The following is a 19,216-nucleotide window of genomic DNA, read 5'->3' as shown; positions in this document are numbered from 1 at the left end:
TTTCTGGGAGCGTTGGCGTTATGGCAAATTTCCGGTATTTCCGCGGCTTCGCGACAGCCGCGGCGCTGGTGGCGCTTACGGGTGCGGGTTCCGTTGCTTATGGCCAGGTCGCGACACACGCCCCTGCGCACGGCACGGCGGCGATCCCCGGCACCACGCTCTCGCTTGATGAACTCTATCAAACCAAAAGCCTGATCGGCACCACGCCGGAAGGCTATGCCTGGTCGGCCGATGGCAGCCAGCTTCTGTTTCTGTGGAATGACGAGGGCTATTCCTTTCGCGACGTCTGGTCCTATTCGGTCAAGACCGGCAAGAAAACGCGGCTGACCTTTGCGGGCCGCGATGCCAAACCCGAAGCCGAACAGCGCGGGATTTCTCAGGTGGTCGTGCTGAACAAGGGGCACATCGCCTATGTCCTGAACGGGCAGCTCAACATCCGCGCCGCCAATGGCGATGTGACCAAGGTGGAGACCGACAAGAAAGCGGTGCGCAGGCTGGCGGTATCGCCCGATGGCAAGCAGCTTTCCTTCATTTCCGGTGCCCCTGTCGATCCGCGCAACCGCGTGACCATGGGCGGCGTGCTGTGGGTGCGTGACGTGGCCGCTAAGGCGGATCAGGCGGCGCGCCGCATTGCGGGTGACGACGATCCCAAAGTGTATGTCGATGATTATCACTGGGCCGATGACAGCCGCAGCATCGCCTTCCAGCAGGCGGATGACCGGCTGATGCCCGAGCGGGATATTCTTTATTATGCCAAGGGCGAGGCGCAGAACAATCGCGTGATCCGCGCTTTTCCGGGTGAGGAAACCACAAAGGCGCAAATCGGCGTGGTCGATCTCGCTTCGGGCCGCACGCGCTTTTTCGAACGGCCCAATGCCAAGGATCCGATCTGGAATTACGGCCTGTCGCATGATGGCAAGCGGCTGTTCGTCAGTGGTTCCGATATGGAGGCCAAGGAGCATAGTATCTATGTCTATGACGTGGCGACCGCGGCGCGCGAGACCTTCTATCAATTGCGCGAAGACAAGCATCTGCGCCCCGATTGGCAGGTGGCATGGGCACCGGGCGATGACGGGCTGATCATCCTGACCGATCGCGATGGATGGCTGCATCTCTATCATCAGCCGACGGCCCAGGCCAAGCCGCGCCAGATCACCAGCGGCCCCTGGGAAATCGCGTCCTTCAGCGTCGATACGGCGCGCCGGCAGCTCTATTTCACCGCCAATGAATCCTATCTTTCCGAACGCCAGATCTATCGCATCCCGGTGGCGGGCGGGAAGATGGAGCGCATCAGCGCGCCCAAGCCGGGCACGCACGAACCCGTCTTCTCGCCGCAGTTTAAGCATGTCGCTGATTTCTTCACCAATGACAGCACGCCTGCTGAACTGTTCCTGATCGATACCGCCAAGCCCGGCAGCGCGGTGCAGGTCACGAAATCACCGCAACCGGCTTTCTATCAGCAGACATGGGCCAATATCGGCTATGTCGAATTTCCCAGCCATGTGGATGGCGTCAATCTGGTCGGGCGTCTCAGCCTGCCGGCCAATTATGATCCGGCGAAACGCTATCCGCTGATCGTGGGATCGGTCTATTCGGATTCGGTGCAAAACCAATGGGGCGGCCGTCGCGCGCATCCCACCTGGGGGCTGGACCAATATTTCACCGCGCAGGGCTATATCGTGCTCAACGTGAATGTCCGCGGCAGTTGGGGGCAGGGACGCGATCATAACCAGACGCAGCTTCACAGCTATGGCGAGACGGATATCAACGATCTGGAGAGCGGCGTGCGCTATCTGGTGGCGCAGAATTATGTCGATCCCAAGCGCGTCGGCATCTGGGGGTCCAGCTATGGCGGCCTGATGACGATCATGTCGCTCTCCAAGAAGCCGGGCGTTTATGCCGCCGGCATCGCAGGCGCGCCCGCCACGAACGTATGGCACGCCTTTCCGGCGCAGATGTGGATCATGGGGCCGCCCGATGGTCCGGACATGCCCGCGCGCTATGAAGCGCAATCCGCTCTGTATCAGAGCGGGGGAATCAGGGATCCGCTGATGATCATCCATGGCACGCGCGATCCCGTGGTGCTCTATTCCGATACGGTCGCGCTGACCGAAAAGATGATTGCCCGCGAGCAGCGTTTCGAACTGGTCACCTTGCCCGGCGGCAATCATGGCTGGGACAATGAAGGCCTTGTGCAGACGCGCTTTGCATTCAAGAAGATGGTCGATTTCTTCGATCGCACTGTGAAGAACAGGAAATAAGATGCGCCGGCGCGGGTTTTCCGTCCTGATCGGTTGCGGCATGATGCTGGCCACGCAGGCGGCGTATGCGCAGGCGGCGGTGCAGGATCTGGGCGCCGCATTCTGGGCATGGCGCGCCACGACGCAGCCCGCGACAAGCGATGACGTGCCACGCATCGAGCGGCCGAAGGGCTGGTCGCCTGACTGGTCGCCTGCCGGCGTGAACGCGCAGAAGGCGCGGCTGGCTGCGTTCGAACAGCAATGGAAGGCGCTGGCAGACGCGCCGCAGACGGTCAGCGAAAAGGTCAATTATCGGTTGGTGGGCTCGGCGCTTTCGCGGGTCCGCTGGGAAATTGATCATGTCGCGGCGTGGCGGCGGCAACCGCATTTCTATGTGGCGCAGGCGCTGGAGCCGATCTTCGAGACGCTGCTGCCGCCTCCGCCGGTTGCAAGCGACCGCATGGAAGACGTCATCCGCATTCTGGAGCGTGCGCCCGCGACGCTTCAGGCCGGCAAGCTCAATCTCACCGACATGCGCGGGCCGTTCGTGGATGTGGCGCTGGACCAGATCGCGCAAGTCCCCGCCAGCCTGCGGGGCATGGCCGCCGGGCTCCAGCCCTATGCGAATGCGGCCCAGCGCCGCCGTCTGCAGGCTGCGGTCGGCAAGGCGATTGCGGCCTTTGCCAGGTTCGAAACCTTTCTGAAGGAAAAGAGGGCCGGTCTTTCGGACGAAACCGCCATCGGCCGGGACAGTTATGATTTCTTCCTGACCCAGGTGGCGCTCTATCCCTACAGCCCCGAAGAATTGACGATCATGGGTCGCCAGGAATGGGCGCGCTCGGTGGCGTTCGAGCAATTGGAGCGCAACCGCAATCAGGGCGTCGCCGAATTGCCGATCGGCCCGTCGATTCAGGCCGTGACGACGAAGCTTAATGCCGAAGAATTGAAAGTTCGCCAATATCTGAAGGACAATCGCCTGCTCACCGTGCCCGATTTGGCGGGGCATTATAACGCGCTGCCTTTCCCTGCCTATCTGGCACCGATCGGCTGGCTGGGCCGCACGTTCGATCTCACCAGCGAATCCCGCATCGGGCAGAATGCCACGGTTTATCTGCCCGATCCTTCGCCCAAGCTGGGCTATTTCAATCTGTCGATCACGCGGGATCCGCGCCCGATCATCGTTCACGAGGGCGTGCCGGGGCATTTCTTCCAGCTTACGTTGAGCTGGGCCAATCCCGATCCATTGCGGCGGCATTATTATGACAGCGGGGCCAATGAGGGCACCGGATTCTATGCCGAAGAGATGATGCTCCAGGCCGGTCTCTGGGCGGATTCCCCCAAGACGCGCGAGATCATCTATAATTTCGCCCGGCTGCGCGCATTGCGCGTGGAAGTTGATGTGAAGCTCGCACTCGGCCAATTCACGATCGCGCAGGCGGCTGACTATCTGGAGGCCATGGTGCCGATGGATCGCGCCACCGCCGAGGAAGAGGCGGTGTTCTTCGCCGCCGCGCCGGGGCAGGCGATCAGCTATCAGATCGGCAAGATGCAGACTGTGGAATTTCTCGCCGAAGCCCGCATCCGCCAGGGCACGACGTTCGATCTGCAGCACTTCCACGATTATCTGTGGCAGAATGGCAATGTTCCGATCGCATTGCTGAAAGAGGAATATCTTTCGGCCCCGATCGCCAAGCAAGGAAAATAGCCATCATGCGTCACATCCGATTTACCGAAGCCCGATCCGGCCTGTCCGTGAAATGCCAGTTGCTTGACGAGGCTGCGCCGGCTTCGTGCGATTTCCTGTGGGAACTCGCCACGCGCACTGCCAAATTCGATGCGATGCACGCAATGTGGACCGGCCCGGAAATTTCGGTGCCGATCCCTTCGGGTCTGCTGCCCGAAGGCATGGCGCATCCGGCCATTCCCGACGAAAATGCCACATCCTATCCCGATGCGGGCGATATCGTATTGGCCTATCTGGCGGCGGGCAGCACCAAGGGTCTGCCGCCCGGCGATTTCTATGACATCGGTCTGTTCTATGGCCCCGGCGGTCGGTTGCTGATGCCGTTCGGCTGGATCAAGGCCAATGTCTGCGCGCGCATCGTGGCCGAAGATCTCGCCAAGGCGCAGGCCGATTTCAAGACGATCCGGCGCAACGGTGCCTGCGATCTCTCCATCGAAACAGCCTGAAGGAACGCGTGATGACCTATGCAGACCTCATGGCGGTGATCGGCGGCTGGCTGTTGCCGGGTTCGCTCATCTGCATCATGGCCTCGATGGGCCTTTCGCTCACTGCGGACGATTTCAGGCAGGTGTTCCGCAACAAGCGCGCGCTGATCTTCGGCGTATGCTCGATGCTCATCGTCCCCCCGCTGATCGGCCTCACGCTGGCACTGACAGTGGCGCCGACCTCGGCGCTGGCGGTGGGCTTCGTGCTGCTGGCGACCACGCCGGGCGGCATGTTGTCCAATCTGTTCACCGATATGGCGAAGGGCGATCTCGCATTGTCCATGTCCATGACGCTGCTGCTCAGCATGATCTACATTCTGGTGATCCCTTTTTACGCTCATTTCGCGCTGATGCACTTCATGGGCGTGCAGGCGGACGTGAACGTGCCGCTCGCATCTTTCTTCTGGGATATCTTCTCGATCACCGTGCTGCCCGCGGGCACCGGCTTCCTCATCCGCGCGCTGCGGCCTGATTTCGCGCTGTGGTTCAAGCGATATCTGAAGAATGCCGCCACGATCGTGCTCTTCACGTCTTTCGGCTTCATCCTGTTCGATCAGGCCACGGTGCTGCGCCAGAATCTGGGGGCGCTGTTCTGGATCACGGTGGTGCTCAACGTGACCATGGTGCTGGTGGTGATGACCATCGTCCGTTTCGCCGGTTTCACGCGGCGGGAGAATATCGCGATCGGGATCGAACATCTGATGCGCCAGGAAGGCACCGCGATCTTCATCGCCGTATCCATCGTGGGCAATAATGAGATGTCCCTGCCGATGATCATGAACACCCCGGTGGCGCTTGTCGTCGTGCTGGTTTTCGTCGCGATCGCGCGGCGGACGGCCAGGCGCGACGCAGCGACCGCCGTCGCCACCTAATTCACATAACCGGGCCGAATGCGGTCGATCAGGAAAGTTTTCAAGGCATGAGTTTTCCGAGACAATCGGATTTTGCGAAGACGCACGAACCCGTTTTGGCGTCCGTCATCGCCGCGCGCTTCCAGCAAGCCGCGGGGGCATGATGCGTCATCAGTCCATTCAGCCGCGCGGTGATGCGGGGCCGTCTTCCGCATCGGTGTGGCATGTCACCGCTCCGGCAGCGCCGGCGCTTGAGAGCCTTAAGGGCGAGATTGAGACCGATATCCTCGTGATCGGTGCGGGTGTGGCTGGTCTGTCGACCGCGCTGCATCTGGCCGAAGCCGGCCTTGATGTGGTGGTGGTCGAGGCGGACCAGCCGGGCAGTGGTGCCACGGGGCAGAGCGGGGGGCTGATCGCACCCGATTATATCCGCCACAGCCCGGAAACGATCGGCAAGCTGATCGGGCGGCAGGCCGGCGAAAAGCTGACCCGCTTTCTGGGCGGTTCCGCGCAATATTGCTTCGATCTGATCGAACGCCACGGCATCGAATGCGATCATCGCCAGGATGGCTTCTGGAGTCCCGCGCATACCGAGACGTTGGCCGAAACGCAGCGGACCTATGCCGCGCAATGGCGTTCGCGCGGCTTCGACGTCTCCTTTATGGAGCGCGACGACGTTCGCCAGGCTCTGGGCTCGCATCGCTATTGCGGCGGTCTGCGCTTCGGGCAGGGGGGTGCACTCAATCCGCTTGCTTATGTGCGTGGTCTGGCGCGTGCGGCGCTGAAGGCCGGGGCGGGCGTCTATGCGGAAAGCCCGATCACCAGCCTGTCACATGTCAATGGCGTGTGGACTGCGCAGACGCCCGGCGGCCTGGTCAAGGCCCGGCGGCTGGTGCTCGCAGCCAATGGCGGCAATGCGGCGCTGCATCCGGCGATGCGACGCACCGTGCTCCCGCTCCATGTGGTGGAATTCGCCACCGCGCCGCTCAGTCCCGAGCAGCGGGCGCACATCTTGCCCCAGGGCGGCTGCTTTACGGACAAGACGCCCTATGTGTTCAGCGCGCGCTATGATGGGCCGGGCCATTTGATCTCGGCCTTTCCCAAGTCTTTCCTGGTCGGCCCCAAGGCGTTTCATCGCGAGGCCAAACGGCGCCTGGTCGGGCATTTCGAAGCACTGCCGGCCCCCGAGATCGATTATCTGTGGGAAGGCACCGCCTGGATCAACACGTCGTTCCTGCCCGAAATCTATGATCTGGGGGATAGCGCCTTCGCCATTCAGGCGTGCAACGGGCGCGGCCTATCGACCAACACCGCGATCGGGCGCGATATGGCCGCCGCACTCGCGGCGGGCAGTGTCGAGCCGCTCGCCATCCAGCCGTGCGCGCCGCAGCCGGTGCGCATCCATGCGATGGCGTCGCTGGCACCGAAGGCGCTGATGTCGCTCGCTTATCTCTCCAGCTAAGGATCGCATGGCGATGGCAAGACCGATGCGCCGCCTGGCATTCGCCGCAATCGGCTTCGCATGGCTCTGCGCCGGGCAGACCAGCGCCTGGGCAACGCCTGCGCTGGATGCGGTGATTGCTGACTATGAGCAATTCACCGACCTCAATCCGATCGAGGCCGGGCGCTCCGATCCGGCGCGCGCCAAAGAGGGATGGCCGCGCGAGACGCTTGCGCAAATGGCGCTGCGGCGGGCCGGGCTTGCCTCCCTTCGCGCCAGATTGATCGCGTTGCCGGCGGATGCGGGCGAGGATGCGGTGAACCAGGCCTATCTCCGGTCGCTGATCGACTGGCGCATCGAGGGCTTGGATTTCGACGAGCGCCGCTTCGCCTTCGTCGCGCATGAGGGCTTTTATAACACGCCCTATGCCGCAGCGCGCGGCCTGGTGCTGCACGATGAAGCCGAGGCGCGGGACTGGATCGCGCGATTGCGCGACGTGCCGGCCTATTTCACCGAGCAGCGCGCCAATCTGGAGCGGGGCATCGCCACCGGCTGGAGCCAGCCGGCGCGGGTGATCGATGTGGCGGTGGCCGTGTTGCGCAACCAGACGGCGCGGCCCGATGCGCAGGATGGATTGCTCGATCCGCTGAGGGCGCTGCCCACCGCCATTCCCGAAGCCAGGCGCAATGCTCTGGTTGCGGAAGCGCTGGCGATCGTATCGGGCACGATCCGCCCCGCGCAACGGGCGATGCTGGCCTTTATCGATGGTCCCTACCGCCGGAAAGCGCGCGGGGAGATCGGCATATCTGCCGTGCCTGGCGGGCGGGCCTATTATGATTTCCTGCTGCGATATTACACCACCACAGATTTCAGCGCGGAGCAGATCCACGCCATGGGCCTGTCCGAAGTGAAGCGCATTCGCGCCGCGATGGACGATGTAATCGCATCGACCGGTTTCACCGGCAGCTTTGCGCAATGGCTCACCTTCCTGCGCACCGACCCCCGCTTCTATGCCAAGAGCCGTGAAGAGCTGATCGAGAAATATAGCGCCGCGGCCAAGCGCATCGATGGCATCCTGCCGCGCTATTTCAGCGTCCTGCCGCGCCAACCATTTACCGTGGTGCCCGTGCCGCCCGATCTGGAAGAGGGCTACACCACCGCGCGGGGCGGCGGCGGGGGCGATTTCAGCAAAGGGTTCGCCGGCACATTCGTGGTGAACACATCGCATCTCGATCAGCGCCCGTTATATGAGGTGCCCGCGCTCACGCTGCACGAGGCGGCACCGGGGCATCACACGCACGGTGCGCTTAACAATGAAAGCACCACGCTTCCTGCATTTCGCCGCCAGCGCGATCTGCTCGCCTTTCGCGAGGGCTGGGCGCTCTATGCCGAGCGGCTGGGCCATGAAATGGGCGTCTACCGGGATGCCTATGAAAAATTCGGCAGCCTCTCGACGGAGATGTGGCGCGCGTGTCGGCTCGTAGTGGATACGGGCATCCATGTCATGGGCTGGCGCTATGAACAGGCGCGCGCCTGCTTCACCGAGAATAGCGCCCTGGCGGATATCAACATCGATACCGAGCTCGCGCGCTACATCGGCGCGCCGGGCGGGGCGGTGGCCTATAAGGTGGGCGAACTGAAAATCGTCGAACTGCGCGCGCGCGCGGAAAAGGCGCTGGGCGCGCAATTCGATATCCGCCGTTTCCACGATCTGATCCTGGCGCAGGGCCAATTGCCGATGAATTTGCTCGAAGCCCGGATAGACGCCTGGATCGCGGCGCAGCGCTAATCCGGCATCACATCGAAGGCGATGGTGGTGCGGTGATCGTCGCCCTCGAACGGCACCGTGCCATGATAGAAATAGGATGGGAACAGCACCAGCGTGCCCACCGCTGGCTTGACCCGTTTTGCAACGCTCTCCCGCGCGCCGAGATTGAGCGCGGTTTCCCCGAATTTGAGCCAGCCTTGCTGGCCCGCCGCGGCATCAACCGCTTTTGGCAGGCCCACATAATAGCAGGAGCTGATCCAGCCTTCGGGATGCAGATGGTTCATGTGGAAGCCGCTGTTGCGCAGCCGCACCGACCATGATCCGCTGAACCGGAAGGTGCCCGATTTCCGGCCGAGGAAGGGATGAGCAGGATCGTCTGGCAGGGCGGCGATATAGTCCCTGATCCCGGCTTCGATCATCGCGCGGATCGTTGCGATCTCAGGAATGTCCCGGTCCAGCAGATCGCCCAGCGTCTGTGTGCCGTTGCGCAGCGTCTGTTCCAGCGGATGCCGGGTCATCATATGCAGTTCGGCCAGCACCGCCTCAAGCCGCGCGTTGAAGCTGGCGACGTCGCCCAAGGCGGGTGGCGGCCGGAGTGTCTTTACGCTCACGAAGCGCTCATAATCGTTGATCCCCCCGGCGCGCGGGTCTTCGGCGAGCCGCCAGCACAGAGATTGATAGGCGATTGCCTGCTGATCATGCGGATCACGCGTCAGCACCGGGGCGAGTGCATCCAGCGCCTCATCCCGGCGATCGAGGATGATCAGAGACCGGGCGAGTTCCCGCGCGATCCTGCCATCTGCGGGATCGAGCGCGCGCGCGGCCTGAAGCTGCGCCAGCGCGTCTGCCGTCTCGCCACGCACCCACAGAGCCTGCGCCATCCGATGCCGCACTTCCCCTGTTTCGACGCCACGCGCGATCGCAGGCGCGAGCAGGGCGACGGTATCCCCGGCGCGACCGCCCAGATTGAGCCTTTGGGCCAGATCCGCCAGCAGCCCGGCGTCATCGGGCGTGGTGGCGAGCGCTTCGTGATAGCTGGCGAGATAGTCGGTCAGATCGCCGGTCTGCCACTGCAGCCGGGCGAGCGAGTCATGGGCATCGCGATAATCCGGGCGTAGCGCGATCGCCGCGCGATACGCCTGCACCGCATCGTCGAATACGCCCAGATCCTGAAGGCAATGCCCCAGATTGTATCGGATTTCGGCCGATTGAGGATCCGCCGCCGCACATCGCTCAAGCAAGGCGCGCGCCTCATCCGGCCTGCCCGCCAGCCGGATCGCCACGGCCAGATTGTGCGTGGTGGGAATATGGCCGGGCCGGATCGAAAGCGCATTTTGGAAAGCCGCGATCGCCTCTGCAAACCGCCCCGCGGCGCGATGCGTGCGCCCGAGCGCGGCCCAGGCCTTCGCATCGCGCGGCGCGGCGCGCGCGGATGCTTCCAGCGCTTCCCGCGCGCGCTCCAGATCGCCGGCGGCCAGCAGCGCCAGCCCCATATTGGTGCGCGCATCATGATAGTCCGGCATCAGATCGAGTGCGCCGCGATAGGCCTTCACCGCTGCGTCATTGCGGCCCAGATCGAGCAGCGCATTCCCCAGATTGTTGAGCACGTTCGGCTGGCGGGGCGACGCCGCAAGCGATCTGCGAAACAAGGCGACGGCCTGCTCATGGGCACCGTCCGAACGCGCGATCATGCCGAGCAACTGCAGCGCATCGGGCTGATCGGGATACGCGGCCAGCACCGTATGCAGCAGGTGCGCGGCGGGTTCGCGCTGACCGGCGCGCGCCAATTCCATCGCCTGTCTGAGCGTGTTCTGCATCGTCACTTGCTGCATGTGCTCCAAAGCCGATCCGGATATGCTGTCGCTTCAGCATGAACATATACGCAGCCAAGCAAAAGCCTCTTGTGCGGTCAAGCGAATCGCGCTCTAAATCATATGCAATTGCACATATCAGGGAGCGCACGCATGAACCTCCGATCCAGGACATCGACCCTCGCGATGAGAGGGGCCGCCGTGGTCGCGCTGATGGCATGGCCCGCGCTTCCCCTGGTTGCACAGCGGCCGATGCCGGATACGACCGATGACGTCCGCCGCGTCCCCGTTCCGCCGGTCGATCGCAGCCATCAGCCGATCGTGGTGCTCAAGGGCGGCACGCTGCTGGAGGCGCGCGACGGCCGATCGCTGGAAAATGCCGTCGTGGTGATGCAGGGGGACCGGATCGTGGCGGCGGGGCCAGCCGCCTCGACGCCCGTGCCCGCCAATGCCGCGCGCGTGATCGACGCCACCGGGCTCTTCATCATGCCCGGTCTGATCGATCTGCACATTCATTTCACGCAGCAGCGCGGCACGGATATGGGCCGATATTCGGACAGCCCGGCGGCGGCAGCGATCCGCGGCACGGCGCTGGCCGATCAGCTTGTGACGGCGGGGATCACCGCAGTGCGCGATGTCGGCACAATGGAAGACGTTGCGCTGCGCATCAAGGAAGGCGTGGATCGCGGCATCATTCGCGGCCCGCGCGTGATGTGGAGCGGGCAATTGATCGCCAGCACCGGGGGGCATGGCGATGAAGTGACCTCCACCGCAACGGGCCGCCAGAAGCCCGCGCTGGGCGGTGCCTCGCACGGCGTGGACGGCCCATGGGAATGGCGGATGGCGGTGCGCGAACAGGTGCGCAAACTGGCCGATTGGATCAAGATCGGCGCGCCCGCCAATAAGGAAGAACTCGCAGCCGCGATCGAGGAAGCGCATTCGCTGGGCGTGCCGGTCGCGATCGACAGTTATGGCGACTATACCGACATGGCGATCGAGGCGGGCGTGGATACTCTGGAGCATCCGCTTTTGATGTCTGACAAAGCCGTGCCGCTGATGAAGAAGCATGGCACCAGCTTCGTGCCGACAATCGGCGCGTTCGATAATCTGCTGGAGGGCGGCTATCCGACCGCGGGCATCCCCACGGGCGGCTTTTATCACACGCATTCGCGCCGCTTCGTGATCAACCAGCAGGATCATCTGAAACGCGTGGCCGAAGCGCATCGCGCGGGCGTCCCCATCGGCGTGGGCACGGATATCCCGTTCGAAAATGAATGGCGCTATCCCGACGCCTATTTTCGGGAACTCGATTATCTCCGGCAGGCCGGCCTTTCCAATGCCGAAGTGCTGGCCTCCGCCACGCGCGTCGGCGCGCAGATCATGCGCATGGGAGACAAGCTCGGCACGATCGAACCGGGCAAGATCGCCGACATATTGGTGACCGGCAGCGACCCGCGGACGGATCTGAAAAACCTGCGCGACGTGCGCTATGTAATCGCTGACGGTGCGGTGGTGGTGGGGAAGGAGGAGCGCTGAGCGTCACAATGATCGCACCGCGATGGGCGTGTCACCCGCGCGCGCCAGTGGATTGCGGAGCGCCAAGGTGAATGGTGCGGCCTCGATCTCGAAAACGTCGCCGGCTTCGGTGCGGATGTCGTCGGAAAAGGACAGCGTGGCGGTGCCGAAGAAATGGACGTGCACATCCCCGGGCCGCCGGAAGAGACCATATTTGAAATGATGCGCTTCCAGATTGGCGAGGCTGTGAGACATATTGGTCTCGCCCGACAAAAAGGGCTTTTCCCACAGCGTCTCGCCACCGCGCACAATGCGACTGGCACCCTCGACATGCGCGGGCGGCGTGCCGACGAGCAGTTCGGGGCCGAGCGCGGCCTGACGCAGCTTGGAATGCGCCAGCCACAGATAATTGTGCCGTTCGGTAACGTGATCGCTAAACTCATTGGCCAGGCAGATGCCCAGCCTGAAGGGCGTGCCATCGGGGCCGATCAGATAGATGCCCGCCAATTCGGGTTCCTCGCCGCCATCCTGCGCAAAGCCGGGCATGGTGAGCGGCTCGCCGGGGCCGACCAGATGCGAGCCATCCCCTTTATAGAACCATTCGGGCTGCTGGCCGGTCTCGCCCGGGCCAGGCTTTCCGCCCTCCAGTCCTTCCAGAAACATGCGCATGGAATCCGTCTTGGTCGCCGCGGCAGAGGCCTCGCGGTGCATCTTGTCCCGCCCTTCGGCTGAACCCAGATGCGTCAATCCCGTCCCCGTCATCAGGAGATGTGCATCGTCTTCATGATCGATTGGCGCGATCAGCAACCCGGCTTCAAATGCTGCGACGAGATCAACGGACTGACCCGCGCCGGCCTGCGCCACGGCTTCGCTGAGCGAAATCGCGTGAGTGATCGCGTGCGTCGCAAGGGCTCTCACGCTGTCAAAGCCCGGCACAAAGGCTGCGTGATCATCGTGCGCTGCGATCACCGAGCGCTTTCCGTCTTCACCGCGATGCTGCAGCAGGCGAAATGCCATGAACCTCTCCTATTCCGAAACGTCGCGCCTGTCCGGGCGCGCTCTGGTCAAATCAACCCAGCGACAGCATGCCATCGATCAGGCGTGGCGCACCATCGCGCGCCGCATCATCACGCAATTCGGCCGGCAACACGGACTGCGGCAGATTCTGGTAAGAAACCGGACGCAGGAAGCGATCGATCGCAAGGCTGCCGACCGAGGTTGTCCGCGCGTCCGACGTGGCAGGGTAGGGGCCGCCATGAACCATCGCATGGGTCACTTCGACCCCCGTCGGCCAGCCATTGGCCAGAATGCGGCCCACCTTGCGCTCCAGCAGCGGCAGCAGGCGCTTCGCCATCGGCTCATCGCCCGCATCCATGTGCAGCGTGGCGGTCAATTGTCCTTCGAGCGACGTCAGCACGCGTTGCAACTCGGCTTCGTCGCTGCAGCGCACGATGAGCGAGGACGCCCCGAACACTTCTTCCGCCAGCGCCTTGTCGGCGAGAAACGCCTGGCCCGAGGTTTGGAACAACGCCGCCTGTCCGCGGGTCTTGCCGTCACCTGCTTTGCCACGCTCGAGCATTGCGATATTCGGACGGCCCGCGATCGCTGCGGTTCCCTTCTGATAAGCATCGTGAATGGCCGTGGTGAGCATCACCTGCGCGTCGCATCCCGAGACAGCCGTCGTGGCGGCTGCGATAAAGGCGTCCAAGCCTTCGCCTTCCACCGCCAGAATAAGGCCGGGGTTAGTGCAGAATTGCCCCGCACCCATGGTCAGCGAACCGACAAAGGCGGTGCCAAGCGCTGCGGCACGCGCCTTGAGCGCTTCGGGCAAGAGCAGCACGGGATTAATGCTCGACATTTCGGCATAGACGGGGATCGGGACCGGACGCGCCTGCGCCAAGGCGAGCAGCGCAAGACCGCCGCCGCGCGATCCGGTAAAGCCGACAGCGGCGATGCGGGGATCCTGCACCAGCGCGCCGCCCAGATCATTGCCCGGGCCGACGAGATGCGAAAAAACGCCATCGGGCAGGCCCATGGCCTTCACCGCGCGGGCGATCGCATCGGCGATCATCGCGCCGGTTTCGGGATGGGCAGGGTGCCCCTTCACCACGACGGGGCAGCCGGCCGCCAGCGCGGACGCCGTGTCGCCGCCCGCCGTGGAAAAAGCGAGGGGAAAATTGGACGCGCCAAAGATCGCGACGGGGCCAAGCGCCACCATCCGCAGACGCAGATCGGGGCGCGGCAGCGGTTGACGATCGGGCAGCGCGGGATCGATGCGAAGGCCGAGCCATCCGCCGGTGCGCACCACATTGGCGAACAGCTTGAGCTGGCCCACGGTGCGGCCCCGTTCCCCTTCCAGACGCGCGCGGGGCAAGCCGCTTTCGCGCATGGCCGCGGTGATCAGCGCATCGCCAATGGCCAGTATCTCTTCGCCGATCCGCTCCAGGAAAGACGCGCGCGTCTCGCGGGTGGTTTCGCTGTAAATCGGAAAGGCCGCTTCGGCGGCGGCGCAGGCTGCGGCAACGTCATCAAGGCCGTGCACGGCAAAGACTTTTTCGCTGGATAGCCCGCTATCGGCATCTATCGAGCGAAAGAGTGTCTCGGAACCATTATCTAAATCAGCCATAACGTCATCGATCTCCTGATTACTCGGACATATTATAATGGGGCGTGATTGGCAATGCGTGTATGCCGTGCATGGCACGGCCCGCGGTCCGTTCCCATGAACAATTTAGCGTTTCGGCATTGGGCCGCGCCTGTTAAATGCTTCCGCAGAGGAAACATATGGTTGATGATAAAGCAGTAAGCGATCCTGTCAGCGCCGGCGAAACGAGCAAGCCGCGCGGAACGGGGCGGCGGCTGCGCGGCGCGATCGCTCACAAGATCGGGACGGCGATCCTGTCGGGCCACTATGCACCCGGCCAAACCTTGTCGGGCGAAATCGCGTTTGCCGAAGAACTTGATGTATCGCGCAGCGCGTATCGCGAGGCCATGCAGGTGCTGACCGCCAAGGGGCTGGTTGAAAGCCGACCGAAAGCCGGCACGCGCGTGCTGCCGCGCAATCGATGGAATTTGCTCGATCCCGACGTGCTTGCCTGGGCGTTCGCCGAAGAGCCCGATGTGGAATTCGTCCGCAATCTTTTCGAATTGCGCGCGATCGTCGAACCCGCCGCCGCCATGCTGGCAGCGCAGCGTCGCGATCGCGATGATCTCAAGGTGATGAAGACCGCGCTCGCTGCGATGCGTCGTCATACGCTGGCCACCGAATTGGGGCGGGCGGCAGACCGGGATTTCCACAGCGCCATTCTCAACGCCACGCGCAACGATGCCCTGATGGTGTTGACGGCGAGCATCGGGGCCGCGGTCAATTGGACGACCCAATATAAGCATCGTGCGCGGGCACTGCCGCGCAATCCGATCCCGGATCATGCGCGCGTCTATGATGCCATTGCGGCGGGCGATCCGGTGGCGGCCAGCGAAGCCATGCGGGTGCTGGTCGAGCTGGCGCTGGAGGATACGCAAAGCTCAATGATGGATTGATCCCGCGTGATCCATTCGTCCGCGGGACACGGCTTTGTGGCGGGGATCGCCTGGCTCTGGGTGCGACAGGCGTCGCGGGGGCGATCCGCCGGCTGCGCAAACGGCTTGCCATCCAATTTGTTGTCAGACTAAACAGGCGATCAACAGCGTCTGAGCGCGGTGATCCGCAGGCGACTCCATCCGGGCTTTCAACGACGGCGTGAACGGTGTCTGCAAGCCTGTGAACATCGCGTTCAGAACGAATGTCATGGGAGAAGAAAATGGATGCCCCCCTTTATCTGCCGGCGTCGGCCTATGAACAGCCGCAGACCGTCGATTATCTGATGTCGACCGCCAACAGCTCGATCGCCGCATTGCTCGCGGTGCCGGCCGCCAAGGCGATCCTGCTCGCGGAAATTCCGGAGATGGAAGCGCGGATCAGCACACCCATGCTCAAGCCCCATCTCGGCAATTTTTCGCCGCGTTCGCTCGTGCAATTCGGTCTGTTCAAAGCGGATGCGCTCGATCGCGTCGATGTGAAGCTGCGGGCGCTGTCGACCGCCAAGGGGAGCACGCAATGACGATATCCGGCACGCGGTTCGAGACCGACCGCCGCACAGCCATGACGCTCGCCACCGGCGCGGTCATGCTGCCGCTGATCCCGTCATCGTCCCTCCATGCCGCGGTGCCTTCGCCCGCGCCGCTGGGGCTGGGCCGCCAGCAGCCCTTTGACTCGGATTGGCGCTTCCTGCGCAGTGCGGGCGAGGGCTTCGAAGCGCCCGATCTGGATGACAAGGCGTGGCGCAGCGTCGATCTGCCGCATGATTGGAGCATCGAGGATGTGCCGGGCGAGGCGTCGCCGCGGCAGGTTGGTCCCTTCACGCGCGATTCCGTGGGGGGTGCCGCCACCGGCTTCACCGTGGGCGGCGAGGGCTGGTATCGCAAGCATTTCAGATTGGCGGCGCTTCCTGCGGATTGCCGCGTCGAGATCGAGTTCGACGGCGTCTACATGCTGAGCGATGTGTGGTTGAACGGCAAGAACCTGGGCTCGCATGTGCATGGCTATACGCCCTTTTCATTCGATCTGACCCCGCATCTGCGGCGCGACGGCGATAATGTGCTGGCCGTGCGGGTCCGCAATCTGGGCAAGAACAGCCGCTGGTATTCGGGATCGGGCATCTATCGGGAGGTGCGGATCAGCATCCTGCCAACGCCCGCGCGCATTGCGCATTGGGGCGTGGCGGCATGGACCCGCCGCATTGCGGACGGACAGGCGAGCATCGACGTCACCACGCAGACGGACAATGCGACCGCCGATCTGATGCTCACGACCCGATTGCGCACGGACAAGGGCAGGATCGTGGCGGAATCCACAAGCCCCGCCAGTGGCGCGGTCGAGCAGGAGCTGACGGTGAAGTCACCCACGCTCTGGTCACCCGACAAACCCCATCTCTACACGCTGGAAAGCGAACTCAAGCGCGGCAAGACCGTGGTCGATCGCGTGTCCCAGCCATTCGGCATCCGCATCGTCACGATGGATGCCGCCAACGGCATGAAAATCAACGACACGCCGATCAAGCTGCGCGGTGCCTGCATTCATCATGATAACGGCCTGCTAGGGGCGATGGCCTTTTCCGACGCGGACGAGCGGCGTGTGAGGCTGCTCAAGGCACGGGGGTTCAACGCTGTCAGAAGCTCGCACAATCCGGCGTCCGCATCCTTTCGCTCTGCCTGCGACAGATTGGGCATGTTCCTGATCGAGGAAGCGTTCGACATGTGGCATGTCGCCAAGCTCAAGGACGACTATTCCAATTACATCGCGCAGGATTGGGAAAATGCGCTGGCCGCCATGGTCAAGAGCGCGCGCAACAGCCCGAGCGTGATCATGTGGAGCATCGGCAACGAAGTCCCCGACCGCTCTTCGCCCGAAGGCCTGGAATGGTGCTGGAAATTCTCCAACGCCATCAAGACCATGGATCCGACCCGGCCGATCACCGCCGGGCTGAACGGCGTATTGGGTGCCCCGGTGATCGCTTCGGAAAAGACGGCACGCCCCGGCTTTGCCGGCAAGACGGATGATGCGTCCACGATTTTCCTCGACGTGCCCGGCTATAACTATCGTCTCACGGATATTGAAGCCGAGCAGAAAGTGCATCCGGAACGGGTGATCTACGCTTCGGAGACCTTCCCGGTCGACGCTTATGATTATCAGGCGCTGCTTGAGCGTGCGCCCTATTTCATGGGCGAATTCGTCTGGACGGCGATGGATTATCTGGGCGAAGCGGGGTGCGGGGCCACGGCGCGCGTCAAAGCCAATGTGCCTTTTTATCTGGCGCAATATCCGTGGATGAACGCGTGGTGCGGCGATATCGATCTGATCGGCCAGCAAAAGCCGCAATCGCTGGTCCGCGACGTGATCTGGGGGCTGAGCCCGGTCGCGCTGCTGGTTCAGCGGCCGATTCCCGAAGGCATGAAGGAGTTCATCGCGCCCTGGGGCTGGCGGGACGAACTGCCGTCCTGGACATGGCCGGACGCGGCGGGCAAGCCGATGGCCGTCCGGATCTACAGCCTTGGCGACAAGGTTGAGCTGCGGCTCAATGGTGCATCCATGGGCACGAAAAGCCTCACGCCGCAGGATAAGGCGATTGCCGAGTTTCAGATCGCTTATGCTTCCGGCACGCTGGAGGCGATCGCCTATCGCAATGGCAAGGAAATCGGTCGCCAGCGCCTCGAGACCGTGTCCGCGCCCGCGCGCCTTCATGTCACCGCTGAGAAGCCGGCGCGGCGGGCGGATCGTCAGGGGTTGAGCTATGTCGCGATCGAGGTGCACGACGCGCAGGGACGGATCATTCCGGAAGCCGAATTGCCGGTCCAGCTTGTGGTGAACGGCCCGGCCGCATTGATCGGCTTTGGCAGCGCCAGTCCCTTTGCCGTGGGATCGTTCCAATCGGATTCGGCCAAGACGTTCAGAGGCCGCGCGCTGGCGATAGTGCGCGGAACGGGTGGCAAAGGATCGGTTCGGCTTGAAGCGCGGACCGAGGGACTGGCCGGCGGCGCGGCCACATTGCGCCTGGGTTGACGGGAAGGGCGGATATCTTGTGACCCTGTGCATGTCATGGAGTGGGTGCCCATGACGCGCGCCTGCTTATCAGTGAGGCGTCCGGCGCGCCGATGCTATGACCGTCATGATCGCGGCGATCACCTTATCGCAATGGGCCTCGGCTTCGCTTTCGTCCACGGCACCCGTCATGGATTCCTGACCATGCCAACCTGAAATGGTGTGGAGGAAGATGTTGGCCAGCAGGAGCCAGTCCACCTCATGGCTGGCTGGCAGGTCACTCGCCTGAGCCATGTCCTCGGCCAGGAAATCGATGTAATGACGGTTGCCGATCTCATCCCATATCTGCATGATTTCAGGGAAGGAGGGCGAGGCATTGCGGATCAGGCGCGTTGCCAGCGTATATTCGCTCCATCCGAAAACCGCGATCAGCGTGTGGGCATGATGGCGCAGACGCAATTCCAGATTGGCCGGAAGATCTTCATCCTGCTGACCCGCGCGCAGCGACAGATTGCCGAGCAAGTCCTGGATGATGGCGCGAAACAGGGCTTCCTTGCTGTCATAACGCGCATAAAGCGTGCCTTTTGACACACGGGCGGCGGTCGCGATGTCATCCATCCGGGTGGCATCGAAACCCATGTCGAGAAAGAGTTGACGCGCGGTTGACCGGATCGCCGCGTCGATTTCACTCGTGCGCTCGGCTGTCGGCCGGCCACGGCGGGAAGGCGCGTCAGCAATGCCGACTATAGTCTGTCCATCGCGCAGCGCCATCGGATCAACGTCC

General features: G+C 63.3%; 14 protein-coding genes. 10 read left to right on the top strand and 4 right to left on the bottom strand.

Annotated features, from left to right (window positions below; genetic code table 11):
* Positions 1–20: 20 nt before the first annotated feature.
* The 6 genes from FHS49_RS09895 (at position 21) to FHS49_RS09870 (ending at position 8,550) form a co-directional block, all read left to right on the top strand.
* Positions 21–2,261: a prolyl oligopeptidase family serine peptidase gene (locus FHS49_RS09895; protein WP_184017928.1), complete on the top strand. Its 2,241-nt coding sequence runs from the start codon at positions 21–23 to the stop codon at positions 2,259–2,261.
* 1 nt (position 2,262) lies between these two features.
* Complete coding sequence (locus FHS49_RS09890) at positions 2,263–3,945, top strand: DUF885 family protein (protein ID WP_184017926.1); 1,683 nt, start codon at positions 2,263–2,265, stop codon at positions 3,943–3,945.
* A gap of 5 nt (positions 3,946–3,950) precedes the next feature.
* The gene (locus FHS49_RS09885) at positions 3,951–4,430 is read left to right on the top strand and encodes a DUF3830 family protein (RefSeq protein ID WP_184017923.1); all 480 of its coding nucleotides are present in this window, start codon (positions 3,951–3,953) and stop codon (positions 4,428–4,430) included.
* A gap of 11 nt (positions 4,431–4,441) precedes the next feature.
* Entirely contained in the window at positions 4,442–5,341 is a 900-nt protein-coding gene (locus FHS49_RS09880) for a bile acid:sodium symporter family protein (RefSeq protein ID WP_184017921.1), read from the top strand.
* Positions 5,342–5,480: 139 nt separating this feature from the next.
* The gene (locus tag FHS49_RS09875) at positions 5,481–6,782 is read left to right on the top strand and encodes an NAD(P)/FAD-dependent oxidoreductase (RefSeq protein WP_184017920.1); all 1,302 of its coding nucleotides are present in this window, start codon (positions 5,481–5,483) and stop codon (positions 6,780–6,782) included.
* A 13-nt stretch (positions 6,783–6,795) separates the two neighbouring features.
* Positions 6,796–8,550, top strand: coding sequence for a DUF885 domain-containing protein (locus tag FHS49_RS09870; RefSeq protein ID WP_221240462.1), 1,755 nt, complete (start codon positions 6,796–6,798; stop codon positions 8,548–8,550).
* Here the strand turns inward: FHS49_RS09870 and FHS49_RS09865 are convergent.
* Complete coding sequence (locus tag FHS49_RS09865; protein ID WP_184017918.1) at positions 8,547–10,361, bottom strand: tetratricopeptide repeat protein; 1,815 nt, start codon at positions 10,359–10,361, stop codon at positions 8,547–8,549. The two genes, FHS49_RS09870 and FHS49_RS09865, sit on opposite strands and share 4 nt — an antisense overlap.
* Before the next feature lie 132 nt (positions 10,362–10,493).
* On the opposite strand from FHS49_RS09865, the gene FHS49_RS09860 reads away from it, so the two are divergent.
* On the top strand, positions 10,494–11,876 hold the full coding sequence (locus FHS49_RS09860; protein ID WP_184017916.1) for an amidohydrolase family protein: 1,383 nt from the start codon (positions 10,494–10,496) through the stop codon (positions 11,874–11,876).
* Between the two features lie 3 nt (positions 11,877–11,879).
* Here FHS49_RS09860 and araD1 read toward each other — a convergent pair whose 3' ends face one another.
* The gene (gene araD1, locus FHS49_RS09855; protein WP_184017914.1) at positions 11,880–12,872 is read right to left on the bottom strand and encodes an AraD1 family protein; all 993 of its coding nucleotides are present in this window, start codon (positions 12,870–12,872) and stop codon (positions 11,880–11,882) included.
* A gap of 52 nt (positions 12,873–12,924) precedes the next feature.
* The gene (locus tag FHS49_RS09850; RefSeq protein WP_184017912.1) at positions 12,925–14,481 is read right to left on the bottom strand and encodes an aldehyde dehydrogenase (NADP(+)); all 1,557 of its coding nucleotides are present in this window, start codon (positions 14,479–14,481) and stop codon (positions 12,925–12,927) included.
* A gap of 158 nt (positions 14,482–14,639) precedes the next feature.
* Here FHS49_RS09850 and FHS49_RS09845 point away from each other — a divergent pair, with 158 nt between their 5' ends.
* From FHS49_RS09845 to FHS49_RS09835, 3 genes are all read left to right on the top strand, one after another.
* Positions 14,640–15,395: a FadR/GntR family transcriptional regulator gene (locus FHS49_RS09845; RefSeq protein WP_246350559.1), complete on the top strand. Its 756-nt coding sequence runs from the start codon at positions 14,640–14,642 to the stop codon at positions 15,393–15,395.
* A gap of 260 nt (positions 15,396–15,655) precedes the next feature.
* On the top strand, positions 15,656–15,955 hold the full coding sequence (locus FHS49_RS09840) for a hypothetical protein (RefSeq protein WP_184017908.1): 300 nt from the start codon (positions 15,656–15,658) through the stop codon (positions 15,953–15,955).
* Entirely contained in the window at positions 15,952–18,453 is a 2,502-nt protein-coding gene (locus FHS49_RS09835) for a glycoside hydrolase family 2 TIM barrel-domain containing protein (RefSeq protein WP_184017906.1), read from the top strand. The genes FHS49_RS09840 and FHS49_RS09835 overlap by 4 nt, the downstream gene beginning before the upstream one ends.
* Before the next feature lie 69 nt (positions 18,454–18,522).
* On the opposite strand, the gene FHS49_RS09830 is transcribed toward FHS49_RS09835, so the two are convergent.
* Positions 18,523–19,203 carry a TetR/AcrR family transcriptional regulator gene (locus FHS49_RS09830; protein ID WP_184017904.1) on the bottom strand — a complete coding sequence of 227 codons (681 nt, stop codon included), beginning with the start codon at positions 19,201–19,203 and terminating at the stop codon, positions 18,523–18,525.
* Between the last annotated feature and the right edge of the window lie 13 nt (positions 19,204–19,216).

Origin of the sequence: Sphingobium boeckii (assembly GCF_014199215.1) — a bacterium.
Taxonomy (GTDB): Bacteria; Pseudomonadota; Alphaproteobacteria; order Sphingomonadales; family Sphingomonadaceae; genus Sphingobium_A; species Sphingobium_A boeckii.
Note: the sequence above shows the minus strand (reverse complement) of the source record. Positions and strands in the feature narration are given on the sequence as shown.

Coding starts and splice junctions, on each gene's coding strand:
- FHS49_RS09895 (WP_184017928.1), top strand. CDS start 21: ATGGCAAATTTCCGGTATTTCCGCGGCTTCGCGACAGCCGCGGCGCTG.
- FHS49_RS09890 (WP_184017926.1), top strand. CDS start 2,263: ATGCGCCGGCGCGGGTTTTCCGTCCTGATCGGTTGCGGCATGATGCTG.
- FHS49_RS09885 (WP_184017923.1), top strand. CDS start 3,951: ATGCGTCACATCCGATTTACCGAAGCCCGATCCGGCCTGTCCGTGAAA.
- FHS49_RS09880 (WP_184017921.1), top strand. CDS start 4,442: ATGACCTATGCAGACCTCATGGCGGTGATCGGCGGCTGGCTGTTGCCG.
- FHS49_RS09875 (WP_184017920.1), top strand. CDS start 5,481: ATGATGCGTCATCAGTCCATTCAGCCGCGCGGTGATGCGGGGCCGTCT.
- FHS49_RS09870 (WP_221240462.1), top strand. CDS start 6,796: ATGGCAAGACCGATGCGCCGCCTGGCATTCGCCGCAATCGGCTTCGCA.
- FHS49_RS09865 (WP_184017918.1), bottom strand. CDS start 10,361: ATGCAGCAAGTGACGATGCAGAACACGCTCAGACAGGCGATGGAATTG.
- FHS49_RS09860 (WP_184017916.1), top strand. CDS start 10,494: ATGAACCTCCGATCCAGGACATCGACCCTCGCGATGAGAGGGGCCGCC.
- araD1 (WP_184017914.1), bottom strand. CDS start 12,872: ATGGCATTTCGCCTGCTGCAGCATCGCGGTGAAGACGGAAAGCGCTCG.
- FHS49_RS09850 (WP_184017912.1), bottom strand. CDS start 14,481: ATGGCTGATTTAGATAATGGTTCCGAGACACTCTTTCGCTCGATAGAT.
- FHS49_RS09845 (WP_246350559.1), top strand. CDS start 14,640: ATGGTTGATGATAAAGCAGTAAGCGATCCTGTCAGCGCCGGCGAAACG.
- FHS49_RS09840 (WP_184017908.1), top strand. CDS start 15,656: ATGGATGCCCCCCTTTATCTGCCGGCGTCGGCCTATGAACAGCCGCAG.
- FHS49_RS09835 (WP_184017906.1), top strand. CDS start 15,952: ATGACGATATCCGGCACGCGGTTCGAGACCGACCGCCGCACAGCCATG.
- FHS49_RS09830 (WP_184017904.1), bottom strand. CDS start 19,203: ATGGCGCTGCGCGATGGACAGACTATAGTCGGCATTGCTGACGCGCCT.